This is a genomic window from Gordonia sp. IEGM753, assembly GCF_050321825.1.
Classification (GTDB): domain Bacteria; phylum Pseudomonadota; class Gammaproteobacteria; order Pseudomonadales; family Pseudomonadaceae; genus Aquipseudomonas.
Genome location: NZ_JBNQGB010000010.1, coordinates 19,263 through 38,212, shown reverse-complemented (window position 1 = coordinate 38,212; position 18,950 = coordinate 19,263). Strand labels below are relative to the sequence as shown.

Annotated in this window: 15 protein-coding genes; 10 read left to right on the top strand and 5 right to left on the bottom strand. The window is 58.3% G+C overall.

The window, feature by feature from the left end; all coding sequences use genetic code 11:
• Nucleotides 1-102: 102 nt before the first annotated feature.
• Genes rsmA through ACQR3R_RS29615 form a run of 4 tightly spaced genes read right to left on the bottom strand, consistent with a single transcriptional unit; the run spans nucleotide 103 to nucleotide 6,005 of the window.
• Nucleotides 103-921: a 16S rRNA (adenine(1518)-N(6)/adenine(1519)-N(6))-dimethyltransferase RsmA gene (gene rsmA, locus ACQR3R_RS29630; protein WP_428278117.1), complete on the bottom strand. Its 819-nt coding sequence runs from the start codon at nucleotides 919-921 to the stop codon at nucleotides 103-105.
• Nucleotides 918-1,907, bottom strand: a complete 990-nt coding sequence (gene pdxA / locus ACQR3R_RS29625; RefSeq protein ID WP_428278115.1) for a 4-hydroxythreonine-4-phosphate dehydrogenase PdxA — start codon at nucleotides 1,905-1,907, stop codon at nucleotides 918-920. Before pdxA ends, rsmA begins: the two co-directional genes overlap by 4 nt.
• On the bottom strand, nucleotides 1,904-3,220 hold the full coding sequence (surA, locus tag ACQR3R_RS29620; RefSeq protein WP_428278113.1) for a peptidylprolyl isomerase SurA: 1,317 nt from the start codon (nucleotides 3,218-3,220) through the stop codon (nucleotides 1,904-1,906). The genes pdxA and surA overlap by 4 nt, the downstream gene beginning before the upstream one ends.
• The gene (locus tag ACQR3R_RS29615) at nucleotides 3,201-6,005 is read right to left on the bottom strand and encodes an LPS assembly protein LptD (protein WP_428278111.1); all 2,805 of its coding nucleotides are present in this window, start codon (nucleotides 6,003-6,005) and stop codon (nucleotides 3,201-3,203) included. The genes surA and ACQR3R_RS29615 overlap by 20 nt, the downstream gene beginning before the upstream one ends.
• Nucleotides 6,006-6,135: 130 nt before the next feature.
• Here ACQR3R_RS29615 and ACQR3R_RS29610 point away from each other — a divergent pair, with 130 nt between their 5' ends.
• The 3 genes from ACQR3R_RS29610 to ACQR3R_RS29600 all read left to right on the top strand — a co-directional run bounded on the left by ACQR3R_RS29610 (nucleotide 6,136) and on the right by ACQR3R_RS29600 (nucleotide 8,592).
• On the top strand, nucleotides 6,136-7,155 hold the full coding sequence (locus ACQR3R_RS29610) for a phosphotransferase (protein ID WP_428278109.1): 1,020 nt from the start codon (nucleotides 6,136-6,138) through the stop codon (nucleotides 7,153-7,155).
• Nucleotides 7,152-7,823 (top strand): N-acetylmuramate alpha-1-phosphate uridylyltransferase MurU, encoded by a 672-nt coding sequence (gene murU / locus ACQR3R_RS29605; protein WP_428278107.1) that lies wholly within the window; start codon nucleotides 7,152-7,154, stop codon nucleotides 7,821-7,823. The genes ACQR3R_RS29610 and murU overlap by 4 nt, the downstream gene beginning before the upstream one ends.
• 67 nt (nucleotides 7,824-7,890) lie before the next feature.
• Entirely contained in the window at nucleotides 7,891-8,592 is a 702-nt protein-coding gene (locus ACQR3R_RS29600) for a DnaJ domain-containing protein (RefSeq protein ID WP_428278105.1), read from the top strand.
• Nucleotides 8,593-8,690: 98 nt separating this feature from the next.
• On the opposite strand, the gene ACQR3R_RS29595 is transcribed toward ACQR3R_RS29600, so the two are convergent.
• Nucleotides 8,691-9,683, bottom strand: coding sequence for a DUF3530 family protein (locus ACQR3R_RS29595; RefSeq protein ID WP_428278103.1), 993 nt, complete (start codon nucleotides 9,681-9,683; stop codon nucleotides 8,691-8,693).
• Between the two features lie 73 nt (nucleotides 9,684-9,756).
• Here ACQR3R_RS29595 and ACQR3R_RS29590 point away from each other — a divergent pair, with 73 nt between their 5' ends.
• The 7 genes from ACQR3R_RS29590 to ACQR3R_RS29560 all read left to right on the top strand — a co-directional run bounded on the left by ACQR3R_RS29590 (nucleotide 9,757) and on the right by ACQR3R_RS29560 (nucleotide 18,928).
• Complete coding sequence (locus ACQR3R_RS29590) at nucleotides 9,757-12,147, top strand: PAS domain S-box protein (RefSeq protein ID WP_428278101.1); 2,391 nt, start codon at nucleotides 9,757-9,759, stop codon at nucleotides 12,145-12,147.
• 37 nt (nucleotides 12,148-12,184) lie between these two features.
• Nucleotides 12,185-12,814, top strand: a complete 630-nt coding sequence (locus tag ACQR3R_RS29585) for a response regulator (RefSeq protein WP_428278099.1) — start codon at nucleotides 12,185-12,187, stop codon at nucleotides 12,812-12,814.
• A gap of 252 nt (nucleotides 12,815-13,066) precedes the next feature.
• Entirely contained in the window at nucleotides 13,067-14,191 is a 1,125-nt protein-coding gene (locus ACQR3R_RS29580; protein WP_428278097.1) for a polyamine ABC transporter ATP-binding protein, read from the top strand.
• Nucleotides 14,192-14,234: 43 nt separating this feature from the next.
• Entirely contained in the window at nucleotides 14,235-15,278 is a 1,044-nt protein-coding gene (locus ACQR3R_RS29575) for an extracellular solute-binding protein (protein ID WP_428278095.1), read from the top strand.
• A 197-nt stretch (nucleotides 15,279-15,475) separates the two neighbouring features.
• On the top strand, nucleotides 15,476-16,723 hold the full coding sequence (locus ACQR3R_RS29570; protein ID WP_428278093.1) for an ABC transporter permease subunit: 1,248 nt from the start codon (nucleotides 15,476-15,478) through the stop codon (nucleotides 16,721-16,723).
• Nucleotides 16,724-16,735: 12 nt separating this feature from the next.
• Nucleotides 16,736-17,560 (top strand): ABC transporter permease subunit, encoded by an 825-nt coding sequence (locus ACQR3R_RS29565; RefSeq protein WP_428278091.1) that lies wholly within the window; start codon nucleotides 16,736-16,738, stop codon nucleotides 17,558-17,560.
• Between the two features lie 219 nt (nucleotides 17,561-17,779).
• On the top strand, nucleotides 17,780-18,928 hold the full coding sequence (locus tag ACQR3R_RS29560) for an iron-containing alcohol dehydrogenase (RefSeq protein WP_428278089.1): 1,149 nt from the start codon (nucleotides 17,780-17,782) through the stop codon (nucleotides 18,926-18,928).
• Nucleotides 18,929-18,950: the final 22 nt, after the last annotated feature.

Here is an 18,950-nt window from a genome sequence, read left to right as displayed (position 1 = left end):
GCGGGACGCGGGGCATAGATTGAAGAACTCAGTCTAGGCCAAGTATCGAGTAGTAAACCAGACATGGGGGCTGGTGTCCTACCCGATAACGCTTGTTGCCTGTCAGTCGACGGCAGGCGCCTGCGATACTTGTTCGCTCAACGTGTCGGCCAGGCGCACGAAGGCAGCCAGATCGAGCTGTTCGGGGCGCAGGCTGCCATCGACGCCAGAGGCTTCGATCTCGTCGTTGCTCAGCAGCAACTTCAGCGTGTTGCGAAGGGTCTTGCGGCGTTGGTTGAAGGCTTCGCGTACAACGCGTTCCAACAGCTTGTGATCCTTGGCCGGGTGCGGCAATACCGCATGTGGCACCAGGCGCACGATAGCGGAGTCGACTTTAGGCGGTGGATTGAACGCACCTGGGCCAACGTTGAACAGATGCTCAACGCGGCAGTGGTACTGAACCATGATCGACAAGCGACCCCAGTCACCGCCACCTGGGCCTGCGGCCAGACGTTGCACCACTTCCTTTTGCAGCATGAAGTGCATGTCGCGGATGATGCCGGCATTGTTCAGCAGGTGAAAAATCAGCGGCGTAGAGATGTTGTACGGCAGGTTGCCGACCACTCGCAGACTGTTGGGCGCCGCGTTCAGGCTATTGAAGTCAAACTTCAATGCGTCGCCCTGGTGCAAGTTGAAGTTGCTCTTGCCGGCAAACTGTTGGTTAAGGATCGGGATCAGGTCCTTGTCCAGCTCCACCACGTCAAGCTGGGCGCCGCTGTTAAGCAGGCCTTGAGTCAGCGCGCCCTGGCCCGGGCCGATTTCCAGCAGACGGTCTTCTGGTTTGGCGCGGATGGCGCGCAGGATACGGTCGATAACGCCGGCATCGTGCAGGAAGTTTTGGCCAAAGCGTTTGCGCGCCTTGTGTTGGTAATGCTCGGTCATAAACGGGTCTCGGCCATCTGGTAGGCAGTTTCCAGGGCGACTTTCAGACTGCCGGTGTCGATTTTACCGCTGCCGGCTAGATCCAGGGCGGTGCCGTGGTCGACCGAAGTGCGGATGATCGGCAAGCCGAGGGTCACGTTGACTGCCGCGCCGAAGCCTTTGTATTTCAGCACAGGCAGGCCCTGGTCGTGGTACATCGCCAGCACTGCATCGCAGTGCTCCAGATATTTGGGGGTAAACAGAGTGTCGGCGGGCAGGGGACCACGAAGGTCCATACCCTCGCCGCGCAGGCGCTCTAATGTAGGTTCGATGATGTCGATTTCTTCATGGCCCAAGTGGCCACCTTCACCGGCATGGGGGTTTAGTCCGCACACCAGGATGCGTGGCTGGGCGATGCCGAATTTTTGTTGCAGTTCGGTGTGCAGGATCCGCGTGACCTGCTCCAGACGCTGCGGGGTAATCGCGTCAGCAATTTCCCGAAGGGGCAGGTGTGTCGTGACCAGTGCCACACGCAAGCCATGCGTGGCAAGCATCATGACCACTTGGGCGGTATGAGTCAGGTCAGCAAGGAATTCCGTGTGCCCGGAAAAGGCGATTCCGGATTCATTGATAACGCCCTTATGCACGGGGGCGGTAATCATGCCGGCAAAGTGCCCGTCCACGCAGCCTTCGGCAGCCCGGGTCAAGGTTTCTAGGACAAACGCAGCGTTGGCTGTGTCCAGTTGCCCTGGGGTGACCTTGGCGTTTAGTGGCGTATCCCAGACATAAAGGCTGTTGGCTGGCGCGGGTACATCCGGCCAATCATCCGCTGTAACCCGTATCAGATTGACGGCCACGCCCAATTGCGCGGCCCGCTCAAGGAGCAGGTCGCGGCTGGTAATGGCTATCAGGGGGTATGGCTGGGCTTGCGAGGCGAGCAGCAGGCACAGGTCTGGACCTATGCCGGCCGGTTCACCGGGTGTCAGCGCGAAACGTTTGGGTTTCACTGCGCTGCCTGGTCTGCGCCAGGGAGTTTGATCTCTACGTACGCTTCGTCGCGGATCTGACGCAGCCATGTTTGCAGCTCTTCGTCGTATTTGCGGTTACGCAGTACGGTCATTGCTTGCTGCTCACGGGCCTGGGCGGTGCTGTCAGTGGCACGGCGGCCAAGGACTTCCAGTACGTGCCAGCCATATTGAGTCTTGAACGGCTTGGACAACTGACCTTGAGGGGTCTTGGCCATCACTTCGCGGAACTCGGGAACCAGTGCATTCGGGTCGATCCAGTTCAGGTCGCCACCGTTAAGGGCAGAACCTGGATCTTCCGAGTAGTTTTTTGCCAGTTCGGCAAAATCTTCGCCTGCTTCAATGCGCGTGTAGAGCGATTGAACCAGTGCCTTGGTTTTTTCTTCGTCGCGGATCGGGCTAGGTTTGACCAGGATGTGGCGTACATGCACCTCATCGCGCATCTGGGCATCACCGCCACGTTTCTCGAGGATCTTCAGGATAATGAAGCCGCCCGGGGTACGCATGGGTTGGGTGATGTCGCCGACAGCCATGGTGCTCAGCATGCGATCGAACGGAGGAGGCAATTGGCCGGCTTTACGCCAGCCCATGTCGCCGCCTTCCAAAGCGGTTTCGCTGGCGGATTTGGCGATGGCCATCTGACCGAAATCAGCGCCTTGCTTGAGTTGCTGGTAAACCGCGTCCGCTTGTTTGGCCGCGCTCTGAATCGCTTCGGAGTTGGCGCTTTCCGGCGTAGGAATCAGGATGTTTGCCAGGCGGAACTCTTCAGACAACTGCATCTTGCCAAGGTCGGAAGCGAGGAAGTTTTTAACTTCCTGTTCGGACACCTGAATGCGCTCGGCCACACGACGCTGGCGCACACGGCTGATGATCATTTCGCGACGGATCTGGTCACGAGCGTCGTCATAAGACAGGCCATCGTGAGTCAGGGCGGCGCGGAATTGGTCCACGGTCATGTTGTTGCGCTGGGCAATGGTGCCAACAGCCTGGTTCAGTTCTTCATCGGTAATGCGGATGCCGGAGCGTTCGCCGATCTGCAGTTGCAGATTTTCAACGATCAAACGTTCAAGCACCTGCTGATCCAGCACGCTGGCGGGTGGAGCAGCAGCGCCACGCTTGGCAATGGTCTGCTGAACTTCATGGACGCGCTGGTCCAGTTGGCTCTGCATGACCACGTCATTGTCGACGATGGCCACCACTTTATCGATGGACTGTACCGCTGCGTTCGCCGCGGTACCCAGGAACAACGCGCCCAGCATCAGCGGGCGCAGACAATCAGAAAGCTTGGTCTTCACGTTCACGATAACCTTGAATGCCTTTGTCGAGGAAGCTCTCTACCTTGGCGCCAGTGAGGCCGCCGAGTCCCTTCAGAACAATTTGGAGGAATACGCCGTGGTCGCCTTTTTCGTTTTGTGGAGCTTCTTGACTGAACTCGTCATATGAAACCCAGTAACGGTTGATCAGGCGCAGTTTCCAGCAGCAGTTGTCGTACTCGAAACCACCAAAGGCTTCCAGGGTACGGTTACGGTTGTAGTCATACTGCCAGCGGCTGATGGCGTTCCATTGCGGCACGATCGGCCAGATCACCGAGAAGTCGTGCTGTTGGATCTTGTAGTAGTCCTTCACGTAGCCAGGCTGGCCTGGGGTACCGTAGTCACCACCACCCACCGACCATTTACCGGTGGTCTGGTCGAAACGAACCTGGTCATTGCGATAGCGATAACCGGCGTTGATAACCTTGTTCGGGTTGTCTTCAGGCTGGTAGTGGAACATTGCGCTACCCGAGCGAGGGCTGCGGCTGTCCGGATCCCAGTTGTAGTCGGCCGTGGTGCGCCAGTCGCGGTTGAAGCGATATTCGTATTCCAGAGCGTATGGCGAAACGTTTGCTTGAGCATCGGCGCGGGTTTTTGCGTCGATACCTGGCAGTTGAACTTCGCGGTCCTTGAAGTACAAGGCCTGGCCGACGCTGACGCGTTGACGCTCGAAACCGTTGTCTTCGATCCAGCGGCTGGTCACGCCCAGCGACAGTTTGTTCTCGTCACCGACGCGGTCGGAACCGGAGAAGCGGTTGTCACGGAACAGCGATGCGTAGCTGAAGGTGTACTCGCTGGTGTCGAATACCGGAATGTCTTCCTGGTTGGTCTCTGGGACATACAGGTAGAACAGGCGCGGCTCGAGAGTCTGGCGATAGTTTTTGCCAAACCATTGAGTGTCACGATCGAAGTACAGGCCACTGTCGATGCTGGCAATTGGAACGCCACGGCTTTGGTTGCTGCCGAAGGTACCGTTGATCTTGTCTTGTTCCGCAGTCTGAGCGGCAATCTGACCTTTGCCAGTACCGTCCAGATCCAGATCATACTGGGTGTATTGATACTTCAACGTCGGCTTCACGAAGCCGTAGGTCCAGTTCAGCGGCAAGCTGACGGAAGGTGCAAGGTTCAGACGGTCGCCATTGGCGCGCGCCAGACCTTGAACGTTGGTATCAAGACGCGGCGTAACGTTGCCGTTTTCATCTGTGAAATTGCCGTTTTTCAGATCGCGATCAAACCGCACCAGCTCGGTGTTGTACGCAAACGTCAGGCCGTTTGGATGGTAAGGCAGCGCACCGTCAAAGGTGATTTGCGGCAAACGGTCATACGGTGTGATGTTCGACACGGTCGCCAGCTGATAAGCCTGGGCGTTGAGGCGAGCGGTGTAGCTGTCGCCACGGTAGCTGACCGAACCCTGCTGGTTGACGTAGTCGGCACTTTTCACGCCAATCTGGTCAGTCTGCAGATCCTGGAAGTAATAAGGATCGCTGATCTTGGTGTAGTCGACCTGCGTGAAGACGCGCGAGTCGAGGCCACCCTTGTGCTGCCAGTTGTACATGTAGCGGGTTTTTTCGTAATCGCTCTGCTGGCTGCGCTCGGTGTCTTCGTCGTTGAGGTACGCAGCGCCGAACTGACCTTCGCTGGACTTGGTCAGGTAACGGAACTCGCCTTCCACCAACATGCCGCGCTTGCTCATGTAGCGCGGATACAACGTGGCATCGTAGTTCGGTGCCAGGTTGAAGTAATACGGTGTGACCAGCATGAAGCCGGTATCGGTGCCGGTGCCGATAGTCGGCGGCAGGAAACCGGACTGGCGACGGTCATCGATCGGGAAGTAGATATACGGCGTGTACAGAATCGGAATGTCCTTGACCCGCAATGTCACGTTGGTCGCAGTACCGAAACCGGTGGCCGGGTTCAAGGTGATGTTGTTGCCCTTGAGCTGCCAGGCGTTGCTGTTCGGTTCGCACGTGGTGTACGTACCATCCTTGAGGCGGATGATCGCGTTCTCGGCACGTTTGGCGTACAGCGCGTTACCGCGGATACGGGATTTGTGCATCACGTATTCGGCGTTATCGACCTTGGCTTCACCGGTGTCGAGTTGCACGTCGGCGTGGTCACCGACGATCAGCGCGCCATTGTCGCGAATACGCACGTTGCCGTTCAGTTCGCCACGGCTCTCGGCCTGATACAGGTTCGCTTCATCGGCTTCAGCCTGCATGCTGCCCTGACGCAACACTACGTCGCCGGCCAGCGTGCCGACCTGATCTTCCGTGTTGTAACGGGAAGCCTTGGCGCCGATGAACGTCGGAGCGTCACTTTTATTCGTCTTGTCATTCATGCCAGGACGAATCGGTTCGATATAGGCACCAGAGCAATAAGGACCGGTTTCGGCCAATTGCGCAGCAGTGAGCTTCTCGCGCGGAACCCAGTCGAGGTGACTGAAGTCTTCGCTACGCGACTTAAGGCCACGGCCCTTGGCGTCAGTCACCAACGCAGGCTTGGCGCCGGCGTCCTGGCTGGTGCCGGAACCGTTGTCGGTCGCCGCTTCGCCGCCTGAGCTGACCGCACTGCCGTCATGCACGGGGCGTGGTGGCAGCGCTGCGGTAGGCGATTTTGGCGCACAGTCCCAGGCACCCGAAGCAGAGACTGAGCAGTCATACTGTTCCGCGGCAACCACGTAGGAAGTGGCTAGGGGTTGCAGGGCCAGCAAACTGCCGGTAACCAACAACGGAAATTTTTTACGAAACGCGGGGGATTTCAATGCCATCTTATTAGTCCGGGCTTCCTGCGTGCCATCTGCCCGCGGTGTGGGCCGCACGCCTCTCGATGGTCTGAAAAAGATGCTGGATAATAAAGCATGACCCGCTTGACGGCTAGCGCCGTCGGAGACCCTTGCAATGCCTGACCAAGATGTACGTTTGCAACACCTGAAAGTTTGGCTCGATGAACAGTTGGCCATCTTGTTTACAGAACAAGGCTGGGGCGCTGTACCCCCGGCCACGTTGACTGCGGCCAGTAGTGACGCGAGTTTTCGGCGCTATTTTCGCTGGGAAGGCGAGGGCAGAAGTTTCGTCGTAATGGACGCTCCGCCCCCTCAGGAGAACTGCAAACCCTTCGTGGATATCGCCTTTTTGCTGGCGAAATCCGGAATAAATGTTCCGAAAATTTTTGCCGAAGACCTGGAAAGAGGTTTTCTTTTGCTCAACGACCTGGGGAACAAGACGTATCTGGACGTCATCGACAGCGAAAATGCCGACGATTTGTTCAAGGACGCTCTGCAAGCGCTGTTGGCTTTTCAGCAATTGCCGATGGTTGCGCCGTTGCCAAGCTATGACGTCGCGTTGCTGCGCCGAGAGCTGGAACTGTTCCCCGAGTGGTACGTAAAGCATGAATTGGGCATCGAGTTTGATGCGGCGCAGCAACTACTCTGGCAGCAAGTCAGCGACCTGCTGATCAACAGTGCCCTCGCCCAACCCAAAGTGCTGGTGCACCGTGACTATATGCCGCGCAATTTGATGCTCAGCGAGCCGAATCCCGGTGTGCTGGATTTTCAGGATGCGGTTTATGGTCCGGTGACGTACGACGTAACGTGCCTGTTCAAAGATGCATTCCTGAGCTGGCCTGAAGAGCGTGTGTCTGGATGGTTGCACGATTACTGGCAGCAAGCAGGCGCGCTGGGCATACCGGTTCAGCCTGACTTCGAAGACTTCTCGCGGGCCAGTGACTTGATGGGTGTGCAGCGTCACTTGAAGGTCATCGGTATTTTTGCGCGTATTTGTCACCGCGATGGCAAGCCGCGTTATCTGGCCGACGTGCCGCGCTTCTTTGCTTATATAGATGCAGTCATCGCCCGGCGCCCGGAGTTGGTCGAGCTGGATGTGCTGATGGCTAGCCTGCGCGCTGGAGCAACGGCATGAAGGCCATGATTCTTGCTGCAGGCAAGGGCGAGCGGATGCGTCCGCTAACCCTTACAACACCCAAGCCGTTAGTTCGTGCTGGCGGTGTGCCATTAATCGAGTACCATTTGAAAGCGCTCGCGGTTGCCGGCTTCACCGAGGTAGTGATCAATCACGCCTGGCTGGGTCAGCAAATAGAAGCTTACCTGGGCGATGGCTCGCAGTACGGAGTGCGCATTCACTACTCTCCGGAAGGCGAGCCGCTGGAAACCGGAGGCGGGATTTTTCGCGCACTGCCATTGCTGGGGGATGAGCCCTTTCTGGTGGTGAATGGTGATATCTGGACCGACTTCGATTTCAGTGGCTTGCACAAGTCGATTCCCGGGCTGGCCCATCTGGTATTGGCAGACAATCCGCGCCATCATCCGGCCGGCGATTTCCTGGTGGCAGAAGGGCTGGTGCGTGATGGCCAGCCAGGTAGTGCGAACCTTACTTACAGTGGCATCGCCGTGCTGCACCCAAAACTGTTTGATGGATGCGAAGCAGGCGCCTTCAAACTTGCGCCTCTGCTTCGTGTTGCCATGGAGCAAGGACAAGTGACGGGTGAGCGCCTGAATGGAGTTTGGGTGGATGTCGGAACCTACGAACGCCTGGCTGAGGCCGAAACTTTGATAGAAGCGAGACGCTAACATGTTGTGGCCAGGGACTCTGATTGGAGCCGGAGCGGGTTTTGCTGTCGCCAGCATTCCGGGGGCCATGCTGGGCGCTTTATTGGGGCAAGCGCTGGATCGGCGCTTGCAGCTGCAAAACTTTGGTGAGTTGCGAGAAAAACTCGGCGGGCGCGCGGTACTGCGCAACGATGAACTGCTGTTTGTATTGCTCGGGCGATTGGCCAAAAGCAATGGCCGGGTGGTGGATGGCCATATCCTGCAAGCGCGCAAGGAAATGCAATCTCTGGAGATGACCGAAGCCGCTACCCGCCGGGCAATTGCCGCGTTCAATCGTGGCAAGTTGGGCACCGATAACGTGCGCGGTTATTTGCGGCGTTTGGGCTCCCAGCCCTACGCTGCCGAAGGCGTTTTGCGAGCCTGTTGGCGAATGATCTGGGCTGACGGTCGTGCCAGCGCTGCCGAGCGCGAATTGATCCTGCAATGGGGCAAATGGCTGGGTTTGAGGTCGCGGCAAATTCAGGCACTGGCCGCCGACTATGAGCCGCAAAAGCAACACGTGGTCAACACTGCCGTGACCTACCAGGATGCTTTACGGTTATTGGGGGTATCGGCTTCGGCTGAGCCCGCGCAAATCAAGCATGCCTACCGGCGCCTGCTCAGCCGTCATCATCCGGACAAAGTTGCAGGCACCGGGGCAACGGCGTTACAGGTGCGCGAGGCGACCGATAAAACCCGTGAACTGCAAAGCGCCTACACGTTGATTCGGCAGCGGCGCAATTTCCGGTAACACGAAAAGAAGCGCATGTGCGAGACGACGCCTTGGCGAGCAGGCTCGCGCACACGTGGAAAGCATTCCCGTGTGGAAGCGAGCCATCGGGCTATCGATCAGTCAGCTGTCGCCTGCGGGTTCAGCCAGCCACGCACCCGCCGAAACAATTGCTCCTGCTCTGCGTTCGAGTTGCCCGGCAATGCTTTTAACGCCACTTGGCTGAACGCTGAAGTCTTCAACCGCTTGCTGGCCTGCAACCTTGCCAGTGCCGCGTTGCGGTCCAACGGCTTATCCGTATAGAAGATGTCTGCGGTGGGCAGTTTCAAGGTGGGCGTCAGCTCTGCCAATTCGGGCTTCGCCGTCACGGGTGTCTGCACTGCCACCATCAAAAACTTTTCGATTTGCGAAGGTTGTTTCTCGCTCAAGTAGCGCGCAGCCCAGTAAGCGCCGGTGCCATGTCCCAGCACGACTATCTTGCGAGCGCTTTGCTGTTCGGCGTAGGCGATGGCGGCGTCGATGCGCGCGAAAATTCGTTCGGCATCTGCTTTGGCCTGCTCTTCGCTGGTTTCTACGATTGCCTTGTCTGCCACGTCCGCTTCGCCGCCCACTGCTTGTTCGATGGGCGCTGCGGTGGTCGAGTCCTTACTGCCGGTTTCCGGCGCTTTGATCGTCGGCGGTACTTCGACGACACGAGGGGCAATGACTTCGCTTTGCAAGTCTGGCAAGGAGATACTCAGGCTGCTCCATTGCGCATCTGGCAATTTGCGTCGCAGCGGGCCGACAGCTTGCGGCCAGTCAGCGGTTTCGCCGGCGCCGGGGATGATAATCACCGCGCCTTTGGGGTCGCCGGTATTGGCTGGTTTCCACAAGGCCAGAAACGTGTCGCTGCCTGCTTGCAGTTGTTGCTGTTCCTGAGCGGGTACTGTTCGCTCAAGTGCTGTCGCATCTTCCTGACTACGCTCAAGCAGCGGCTGGCGTTCGACCGGTTTTGCCTCGGCGGGTTTTTCCGCTTTGGCCGGTGCCGGGTCAGCGGCTTCAACAGAAAAGGCGCAAGGCAGCATCAGCGACAGGCACAATGCTGGCAGTGCCAGGCGATAGACAAGGGGCATCGGATATTCCAGGCCAGAAGTTATTCCGGCAGCCTAATGGGTTGGTCAGTATTTGTCAGTGTGTGAGACTTCAATGATGCTTTTTCGCTGCCTGTTGGTTATCGGCTGTTTATGGTTTCCCTTGATCGGCTGGGCTGCCGCAGGGCCGCCGGCGCACGTCGCCCAGTTGACATCGGCACAACGGCAATGGCTGGTACAGCACGGTGAATTACGCGTCGGCGTGGTCCTGCAGGCGCCTTTCGCCCAATACGATCGCCGCTTGCAACGCCTGTCCGGGGTCAACGTGGAGTTGATCAAGTGGTTGGCCAAGGCACTCAATGTCGAACTGCGCTGGCGCAATTTTCCAGACCTTGAGCAATTGGAAGCCGCTGCCCGAGAGGGCGAAATCGATATTGCGCCGGGGCTTACGCAAACCCCTGGCGGTTTACGTCTCTGGCAGTTCTCCGATCCGTACATGCGCGTGCCGCAACTGGTGGTCAGCGACCAGAAAAGCGCCGGCGTGGTGGAGCTGGAAAAGCTCGACAGCCAAGCCCGAGTTGCCGTGCGCATGCCCAGTGTAACCGCCGATTTCCTGCGCAATAACTTCCCCCATTTAAATCTTCAGGGCGTACCGCTCGAGCGTCAGGCGCTGCAACTGTTATCGAGCCAGCAGGCCAGCTACGCGATCATCGACGAAGCGCAATTGGGGCGCCTGTCCGTCGAGCCAGAGTTCGCCGGGCTGGTGGTGGTGGGCGACATCGGCTTGCCGCAGTTGCTGCGTGTGGCCACACGTCGGGACTGGCCGGAGCTGGCGGGCATCGTTGAAAGTGCGCTGCGAGCAATCCCTGCCAAAGACCTCGAACAACTGCACAACCAATGGCTGCAACCCAAGTATCCGCGCCTGACCGAATCACCGGGTTTTTGGCAAAACCTGTGTTTGCTGCTGGCGGTCATACTGCTCAGCAGCATGGCTATTGTGTTTTGGCAGCGTCGGCAGCAGCGTAGCCTGGAGCAACGCTTGCTGGCCGCACGCGAAGACATTGCCTTACGTGCCGCCAGTGAAGAGGCGTTGAGCCTGACGCAGTTTTCCATCGATCAAAGCACCGTCGGCATCCTCTGGGTGAACTGGGACAGCCATGTGCGATACGCCAACCGCGCAGCCGAAAACATGCTCGGTTATTCATCCGGCGGGATTATTGACCGGCCATTGATCGATTTCGAGCCGGGGTTGCACATGGACCGCTGGCTCAACCTTTGGAAGCACGCACGCGCCAGTGAGGATGTGCCACAAAGCTTCGAAACAAATTGTGTGCGCGCCGATGGGAGCATCCTGCCAACAGATGTGTCATTGAGTTTCTTGCGCTTTCGCGGGGGCGAATACCTGGTCGTCTACCTTAACGATGTTACCGAGCGCCGGCGTGCGCTGGCAGCGTTACAGGAAAGTGAAGCGCGGCTGCAGGGGATTGCCGCCAACGTTCCGGGATTGGTCTTTCGCCTGGAGCGGGCGCCGGTGACAGGTCAGGTCGACTTTGCCTACATCAGTGAAGGCAGCGAAGGCCTGGTGGGCTATTCGCCCGCGACACTCGCTCATCGCGACAAAGGCCTGCGCAGCCTGGTGCACCCGGATGACAAAGCGAGCTACCACCGCACGCAAGACCATGCGCTGGATACTGACCGTGACTGGTCGTGGCAAGGCCGGATCCTGACTCGCCAAGGCCTGCAACGCTGGGCCGAGATCAAGGCTATTACCCGCCGTCTCGATGATGGTGCCTATGTTTGGGATGGCATTGTCTGGGACATCAGCGAGAGCAAGCGTATTGAACTTGAGCTCGCCAGCTCCCGCGAACAATTGCGCGAGTTGTCCGCGCACCTGGAGAGTGTCCGGGAGGAAGAAAAGGCGCGCATCGCCCGCGAAGTTCACGATGAGCTGGGGCAGATGTTGACGGTGTTGAAGCTTGAAACGTCCATGTGCGAACTGGCCTACGCCCAACTCGACCCCGGGCTGAACGAACGCCTCAACAGCATGAAGCGCTTGATCGCTCAGTTGTTCCAATTGGTGCGCGATGTTGCAACGGCGTTGCGGCCGCCGATTCTTGATGCCGGGATCGCCTCGGCCATTGAATGGCAGGCCCGCCGTTTCGAGGCTCGCACGCAAATCCCTTGCCTGGTGCAGGTCCCCGATAATCTGCCGGTGCTCAGCGATGCCAAGGCCATCGGCCTGTTCCGGATCCTGCAGGAAGCGCTGACTAACGTGATGCGCCATGCCCAAGCGCATACTGTCGAACTGACATTGATGCGGGAGGGCGACGAGTTATGCCTGACTGTTAGCGATGATGGCGTAGGATTTGTCGCCACAACCGGTAGGTCGGCGTCTTTCGGGGTCGTTGGCATGCGTGAGCGGGTGTTGATCATGGGCGGCCGAATGTCGCTTGAGAGTGAGCCGGGTGAAGGCACGACGTTAGAAGTGCGAGTGCCGCTGGATTAATAAAAATTCGTCAGTGCATTGAATGAGGTAAGGCCAAGTGATCCGCGTACTCGTAGCAGAAGACCACACCATCGTGCGCGAAGGCATCAAGCAGTTGATTGGCCTGGCCAAGGACTTGTTGGTGGTGGGGGAGGCGAGCAACGGTGAGCAGTTGCTCGAGACGTTACGTCATGTTCCCTGCGAAGTGGTGTTACTGGATATCTCCATGCCGGGGGTGAATGGCCTGGAAGCCATTCCGCGGATTCGCGCCATGAACAATCCGCCGGCCATTCTGGTGTTATCGATGCATGACGAAGCGCAAATGGCCGCTCGCGCATTAAAGGTCGGTGCAGCAGGTTATGCGACCAAGGACAGCGACCCCGCACTGCTGTTGACGGCAATCCGAAAAGTTGCCGCCGGCGGGCGCTACATCGACCCGGACCTGGCGGACCGCATGGTTTTCGAAGTAGGCCTGACCGATTCGCGACCATTGCACTCGTTGCTTTCGGAGCGCGAGTTTTCGGTGTTCGAGCGCTTGGCTCAGGGCGCTAACGTCAACGATATCGCCCAGCAATTGGCGCTCAGCAGCAAAACCATCAGCACCCACAAGGCGCGGTTGATGCAGAAGCTCAACATCACATCGCTGGCTGAACTGGTGAAATACGCGATGGAACACAAACTGCTCTGAGGTCCGACGCCCAGAGGAATCAGGCGGCATATCCATTTGCGACACCCCGTACACCGGCTGTTACCTGTCCTTGCGGCGTGTCGCTGACGGCTTGCCGTCGCACGTGCCAAAACGCGCCATCCTTGTAGGGCAATCCCTACACCCAACCTTCCATCCGGCTGAGGCGATTCTCTCCTGCGCCCCGATTTGCGTGGTTTGCAGCGTCCACTAGGCTTAGTCCCCACAGCAGTCATCAACAAAAAAGGTGTGGGTATGAGCCAGGTCGATTCAAACGCAGGGGCCAGCGATATTCTGGTCAGCTTTCGTGGTGTGCAGAAGAGCTACGACGGCGAGAACCTGATCGTCAAAGACCTCAACCTGGACATTCGCAAAGGTGAATTCCTGACCTTGCTCGGGCCGTCCGGCTCTGGCAAGACCACCAGCCTGATGATGCTCGCCGGTTTCGAAACGCCGACCGCTGGGGAAATCCTGCTGGCCGGGCGCTCGATCAACAACGTGCCGCCGCACAAGCGTGATATCGGCATGGTGTTCCAAAACTACGCATTGTTTCCGCACATGACGGTCGCCGAGAACCTGGCGTTCCCGCTGACCGTGCGCGGCTTGAATAAAAGCGATGTCAGCGACCGGGTCAAACGTGTGTTGAGCATGGTGCAGCTCGACACCTTCGCCCAGCGTTATCCGGCGCAACTCTCCGGAGGCCAGCAACAGCGCGTGGCGCTGGCTCGTGCGCTGGTGTTCGAGCCGCAATTGGTGCTGATGGACGAACCGCTCGGGGCATTGGATAAACAGCTTCGCGAGCACATGCAGATGGAGATCAAGCACCTGCATCAACGCCTGGGCGTGACCGTGGTTTACGTGACCCATGACCAGGGTGAAGCCCTGACCATGTCGGACCGCGTGGCGGTATTCCACCAAGGCGAGATTCAACAGATTGCGCCACCGCGCACACTCTACGAAGAGCCTAAAAATACTTTCGTCGCCAACTTCATCGGTGAGAACAACCGCCTCAACGGTCGCTTGCACAGTCAGACCGGCGACCGCTGCGTGGTGGAACTGGGGCGTGGTGAAAAAGTTGAAGCGCTGGCGGTCAACGTCGGCCAGACCGGCGAGCCAGTCACGCTGTCGATTCGCCCGGAACGCGTGAGCATCAATGGCGCAAGCGACCAATGCGTCAACCGCTTCTCAGGGAGGGTGGCGGAATTCATCTATCTGGGCGACCACGTCCGGGTTCGCCTGGAAGTCTGCGGCAAAACCGACTTCTTTGTGAAACAACCGATTGCCGAGCTGGATCCTGCTCTGGCCGTCGGCGATGTGGTACCGCTTGGCTGGCAAGTCGAACACGTTCGCGCGCTCGACCCACTTTTAGAGGCGAACTGATCGCCCCCTGCTACACCAACCCTGCACGTGGAGAACAATATAAATGTTGAAATCCCTGAAATTCACCGCCCTGGTAATGGGCATGATCGGCGCGGCACACGCGATGGCAACGGGCCCGGACCTGACCGTGGTGTCCTTTGGCGGGGCAAACAAAGCAGCCCAGGCCAAAGCTTTCTACGCACCGTGGGAAGCGGCAGGTAACGGCAAGATCGTTGCCGGCGAATACAACGGTGAAATGGCCAAGGTCAAAGCCATGGTCGACACCAAGAGCGTTTCCTGGGACCTGGTGGAAGTGGAATCGCCGGAGCTGTCCCGTGGCTGCGACGAAGACATGTTCGAGCAACTCGATCCTGCGCTGTTCGGCAAAACCGAAGACTACGTCAAAGGCGCTATCCAGCCTTGCGGCGTGGGCTTCTTTGTATGGTCGACCGTGTTGGCCTACAACGCAGACAAACTGAAAACCGCGCCGACCAGTTGGGCTGATTTCTGGGACACCAAGAAATTCCCGGGTAAACGCGGCCTGCGTAAAGGCGCCAAGTACACCCTGGAATTCGCACTGATGGCGGACGGCGTTGCGCCCAAAGACGTCTACAAAGTACTGGCCGGTAAGGATGGTCAGGACCGCGCGTTCAAGAAGCTCGATGAGCTGAAACCGAGCATTCAGTGGTGGGAAGCAGGCGCACAGCCGCCGCAATACCTGGCCTCCGGTGACGTGGTCATGAGCTCTGCCTACAACGGCCGGATTGCTGCGGTACAGAAAGAAAGCAATCTGAAAGTGGTGTGGAACGGCGGCATCTACGACTTCGACGCGTGGGCTATTCCAAAAGGCCTGGACAAGGCACGTGCTGAAGCGGCGAAGAAATTCATCGCCTTCTCGGTCATGCCACAGCAGCAGAAGACCTACTCGGAAAACATCGCCTATGGCCCGGCCAACACCCAAGCCGTTCCGTTGCTGGCCAAGGATGTCTTGAAAGACATGCCAACCACCCCGGAAAACATCGCCAACCAAGTGCAAATCGACGTCAGCTTCTGGGCTGATAACGGCGAGCAACTGGAGCAGCGCTTCAATTCCTGGGCGGCCAAGTAATCAGAGGGCTCGCCCTCTTGTGAGGGCGAGCTTTTTGTGGCGAGGGAGCTTGCTCGCGCTTGAGTGTGCAGCACTCACAAAATTGGAAGTTGTCAGCAGAGTTTTGGGGCCGCTTCGCAGCCCAGCGCGAGCAAGCTCGCTCGCCACAAAAGCTCGCTCCCACTTTAATGATCGATCAAAGATTTTTGGAGTACGCCATGGCCACCGCCATTCCCCTGAACGCGGGCACCAGTCCCACATTGAAGCAGCGCCTCAAGCGCGCCGAGCGGCTAAACCGCTGGAAGGCTCAGGCCTTGATCGCGCCATTGGTGCTGTTTCTGCTGCTGGTGTTTCTGGTGCCCATCGTGGCGCTGCTCTACAAAAGTGTCGGCAACCCCGAAGTGGTTGGCGGCATGCCGCGTACGGTGACGGCTATTGCCAGTTGGGATGGCCGTGGCTTGCCCGACGAGCCCGTTTACAAGGCTGCCAGCGAGGACCTCGCCGAGGCCCGCAAGAATCAGACCTTGGGTGATCTGTCCAAGCGCTTGAACATGGAGTTGGCCGGTTACCGCAGCCTGCTGACCAAAACTGCCCGGGCCTTACCGTTTGCCACTGAGCCGGCCTCTTATAAAGAAGCGTTGGAGGGGCTCGATGAGCGCTGGGGCGATCCAGCTTACTGGCAAGCGGTGCGCCGCAACGTCAGCAGTATCACTCCGTTCTACCTGCTGGCAGCCGTTGATCACCGGATTGACGACCTCGGTGAAATCGCTCCGACCACTCCCGATCAGGCGATCTATCTCGATATCTTCGCCCGCACGTTCTGGATGGGGTTGATCATTACCGTGATTTGCCTGGTGCTGGCTTATCCCTTGGCGTATCTGCTGGCGAACCTGCCGTCACGGCAAAGCAACTTGTTGATGATTCTGGTGCTGCTGCCGTTCTGGACTTCGATTCTGGTGCGTGTCGCCGCATGGATCGTCCTGTTGCAATCGGGTGGGCTGATAAACAGTGGCCTGATGGCCATGGGCATTATCGATAAGCCGCTCGAACTGGTGTTCAACCGCACCGGGGTTTACATCTCGATGGTGCACATTCTGCTGCCGTTCATGATCCTGCCGATCTACAGCGTCATGAAGGGCATCTCGCCGACATACATGCGCGCCGCGATTTCCCTGGGCTGCCATCCGTTCGCCAGCTTCTGGCGGGTGTACTTCCCCCAAACCTATGCCGGTGTTGGCGCCGGTTGCCTGTTGGTGTTCATTCTCGCCATCGGCTACTACATCACCCCGGCGTTGTTGGGCAGCCCCAACGATCAGATGGTCAGCTACTTCGTCGCCTTCTACACCAACACCAGCATCAACTGGGGCATGGCGACCGCGCTCGGCGGGCTGCTGTTGCTGGCGACTGTGGTGCTTTATCTGATTTACAACTGGTTGGTCGGCGCCAGCCGCCTGCGCCTGAGTTAAGGAGAGAATGAAATGTTGAGCCCTTATATGTCGCCCGTTGAGCGGGTCTGGTTCTACAGCTTGCGCATTCTCTGTGGGCTGATTCTGTTGTTCCTGATTCTGCCGGTGCTGGTGATCATTCCACTGTCGTTCAACTCGGGCAGTTTCCTGGTGTACCCATTGCAAGGCTTCTCGCTGCATTGGTATCAGGATTTCTTCGCCTCTGCTGAATGGATGCGTGCTCTGAAAAACAGCATCATCGTTGCACCTGCCGCCACGGTATTGGCGATGGTTTTCGGTACGCTGGCGGCGATTGGCCTGACCCGTGGCGACTTTCCGGGCAAGCCGTTGGTGATGGCGTTGGTGATTTCGCCGATGGTGGTGCCGGTGGTCATCATCGGTGTGGCGAGTTATCTGTTTTTTGCGCCGCTGGGGCTGGGCAACAGCTTCTTCTCGCTGATCGTGGTGCATGCGGTGTTGGGCGTGCCGTTTGTGATCATTACGGTGTCGGCCACCCTGCAGGGTTTTAACCACAACCTGGTGCGTGCTGCTGCAAGCCTTGGCGCTTCGCCGCTGACGGCGTTCCGTCGGGTGACGTTGCCGTTGATAGCACCGGGTGTGATTTCCGGCGCATTGTTTGCGTTCGCCACTTCGTTCGATGAAGTGGTCGTGACACTGTTCCTTGCCGGTCCCGAACAAGCGACCTTGCCACGGCAGATGTTCAGTGGCATCCGCGAAAACCTCAGCCCGACGATTGCCGCCGCCGCAACGCTGCTGATCGCTTTCTCGGTCATCCTGCTGCTGACCCTGGAATGGTTGCGCGGCCGCAGCGAGAAACTGCGTACCGCACAGGTCTAACGCTACACACCGATCCAATATGGGAGCTAGCCTGCTAGCGAATGCGGAGTATCAGTCGACATTGATGTTGAATGTCGATCCGCTTTCGCGAGCAGGCTCGCTCCCACAGTGACTCAGGGTGTTTTTGCGGTCTTGGGTCATTCATGACCTGAATAGCGGACAACCCCAATCCCCAGCTACTATTGTGCGCAGCTCCCCTACCCATAAGAGGCTGCGCACATGAGTCTTTCCTCTTTCAAAATTGCTCACAAACTGATCACCGGCGCAGCTGCCATCGAGCAGTTGGCTGCTGAGCTGACGCGCCTGGATGTCGATAACCCATTGATCGTCACCGATGCCGCTTTGGTCCAGTCCGGAACGGTTGCGTTGGCGTTGGCGCAACTGGGTGGGCGCAGCTACGAAATCTTTGACCGCGTATTACCCGACCCAGAGATCGCCATTGTTGAAGACTGCATGCAGGTCTACCGCGAGGGTGGGCATGACGGGCTGATCGGCCTGGGCGGCGGCAGTGCCATCGACATTGCCAAAAGTGTCGCTGCTTACGCCGGTTACCACGGCGCGCTGGAAGATTTGTTCGGCATCGACCAAGTGCCGCGTAAAGGGCCGCCGCTGATCGCGATTCCGACCACCGCCGGCACCGGATCTGAGGTCACTAATGTCGCCATCCTTTCCGACAAGGTCGCGCAGTTGAAGAAGGGCATCGTCAGCGACTATCTATTGCCGGATGTCGCACTGGTCAGCCCGCAAATGACCTTGACCTGCCCGCGAAGTGTGACTGCTGCCAGCGGGGTTGATGCGTTGGTGCACGCCATCGAATCTTACCTGTCGGTGAATGCGTCGCCGATTACCGACGCCTTGGCCATCGGCGCCATCAAACTGATCGCCAAGGCATTACCCAAGGCCTACGCCAATCCTTCCCATCTGCAAGCCCGCGAAGACATGGCCACCGCCAGCCTGATGGCCGGCATGGCGTTCGGTAATGCCGGCGTCGGCGCAGTGCACGCATTGGCTTATCCATTGGGTGGGCGTTTTAACATTGCGCACGGGGTGAGTAACGCGTTGTTACTGCCGTATGTCATGACCTGGAACAAAATGGCCTGCGTCGAGCGCATGCAAGATATTGCCGAGGCGTTAGGCGTGAAAACCGCTCATCTGAGCGCCAATGACGCGGCCGATAAAGCGGTGGAGGCGATGACTGCATTGTGTGCGGCAGTGGAAATCCCGCCAGGCCTGAGCAGTTTTGGAGTTCCCGAGGATGCGATCCCGTCGATGGCCGTTGAAGCCGCGGGAATCGAGCGTCTGATGCGCAATAACCCTCGCAAGTTGAGCGCTGCCGACATCGAGAAGATTTACCGAGCGGCGTACTGATCATCGCAGCCACGGTGCGCGC

What these genes read in the sequence shown, in the direction of transcription:
- rsmA (WP_428278117.1), bottom strand. Translation starts at nt 921, where the DNA reads ATGACCGAGCATTACCAACACAAGGCGCGCAAACGCTTTGGCCAAAAC.
- ACQR3R_RS29615 (WP_428278111.1), bottom strand. Translation starts at nt 6,005, where the DNA reads ATGGCATTGAAATCCCCCGCGTTTCGTAAAAAATTTCCGTTGTTGGTT.
- ACQR3R_RS29610 (WP_428278109.1), top strand. Translation starts at nt 6,136, where the DNA reads ATGCCTGACCAAGATGTACGTTTGCAACACCTGAAAGTTTGGCTCGAT.
- murU (WP_428278107.1), top strand. Translation starts at nt 7,152, where the DNA reads ATGAAGGCCATGATTCTTGCTGCAGGCAAGGGCGAGCGGATGCGTCCG.
- ACQR3R_RS29600 (WP_428278105.1), top strand. Translation starts at nt 7,891, where the DNA reads ATGCTGGGCGCTTTATTGGGGCAAGCGCTGGATCGGCGCTTGCAGCTG.
- ACQR3R_RS29595 (WP_428278103.1), bottom strand. Translation starts at nt 9,683, where the DNA reads ATGCCCCTTGTCTATCGCCTGGCACTGCCAGCATTGTGCCTGTCGCTG.
- ACQR3R_RS29590 (WP_428278101.1), top strand. Translation starts at nt 9,757, where the DNA reads ATGATGCTTTTTCGCTGCCTGTTGGTTATCGGCTGTTTATGGTTTCCC.
- ACQR3R_RS29580 (WP_428278097.1), top strand. Translation starts at nt 13,067, where the DNA reads ATGAGCCAGGTCGATTCAAACGCAGGGGCCAGCGATATTCTGGTCAGC.
- ACQR3R_RS29575 (WP_428278095.1), top strand. Translation starts at nt 14,235, where the DNA reads ATGTTGAAATCCCTGAAATTCACCGCCCTGGTAATGGGCATGATCGGC.
- ACQR3R_RS29570 (WP_428278093.1), top strand. Translation starts at nt 15,476, where the DNA reads ATGGCCACCGCCATTCCCCTGAACGCGGGCACCAGTCCCACATTGAAG.
- ACQR3R_RS29565 (WP_428278091.1), top strand. Translation starts at nt 16,736, where the DNA reads ATGTTGAGCCCTTATATGTCGCCCGTTGAGCGGGTCTGGTTCTACAGC.
- ACQR3R_RS29560 (WP_428278089.1), top strand. Translation starts at nt 17,780, where the DNA reads ATGAGTCTTTCCTCTTTCAAAATTGCTCACAAACTGATCACCGGCGCA.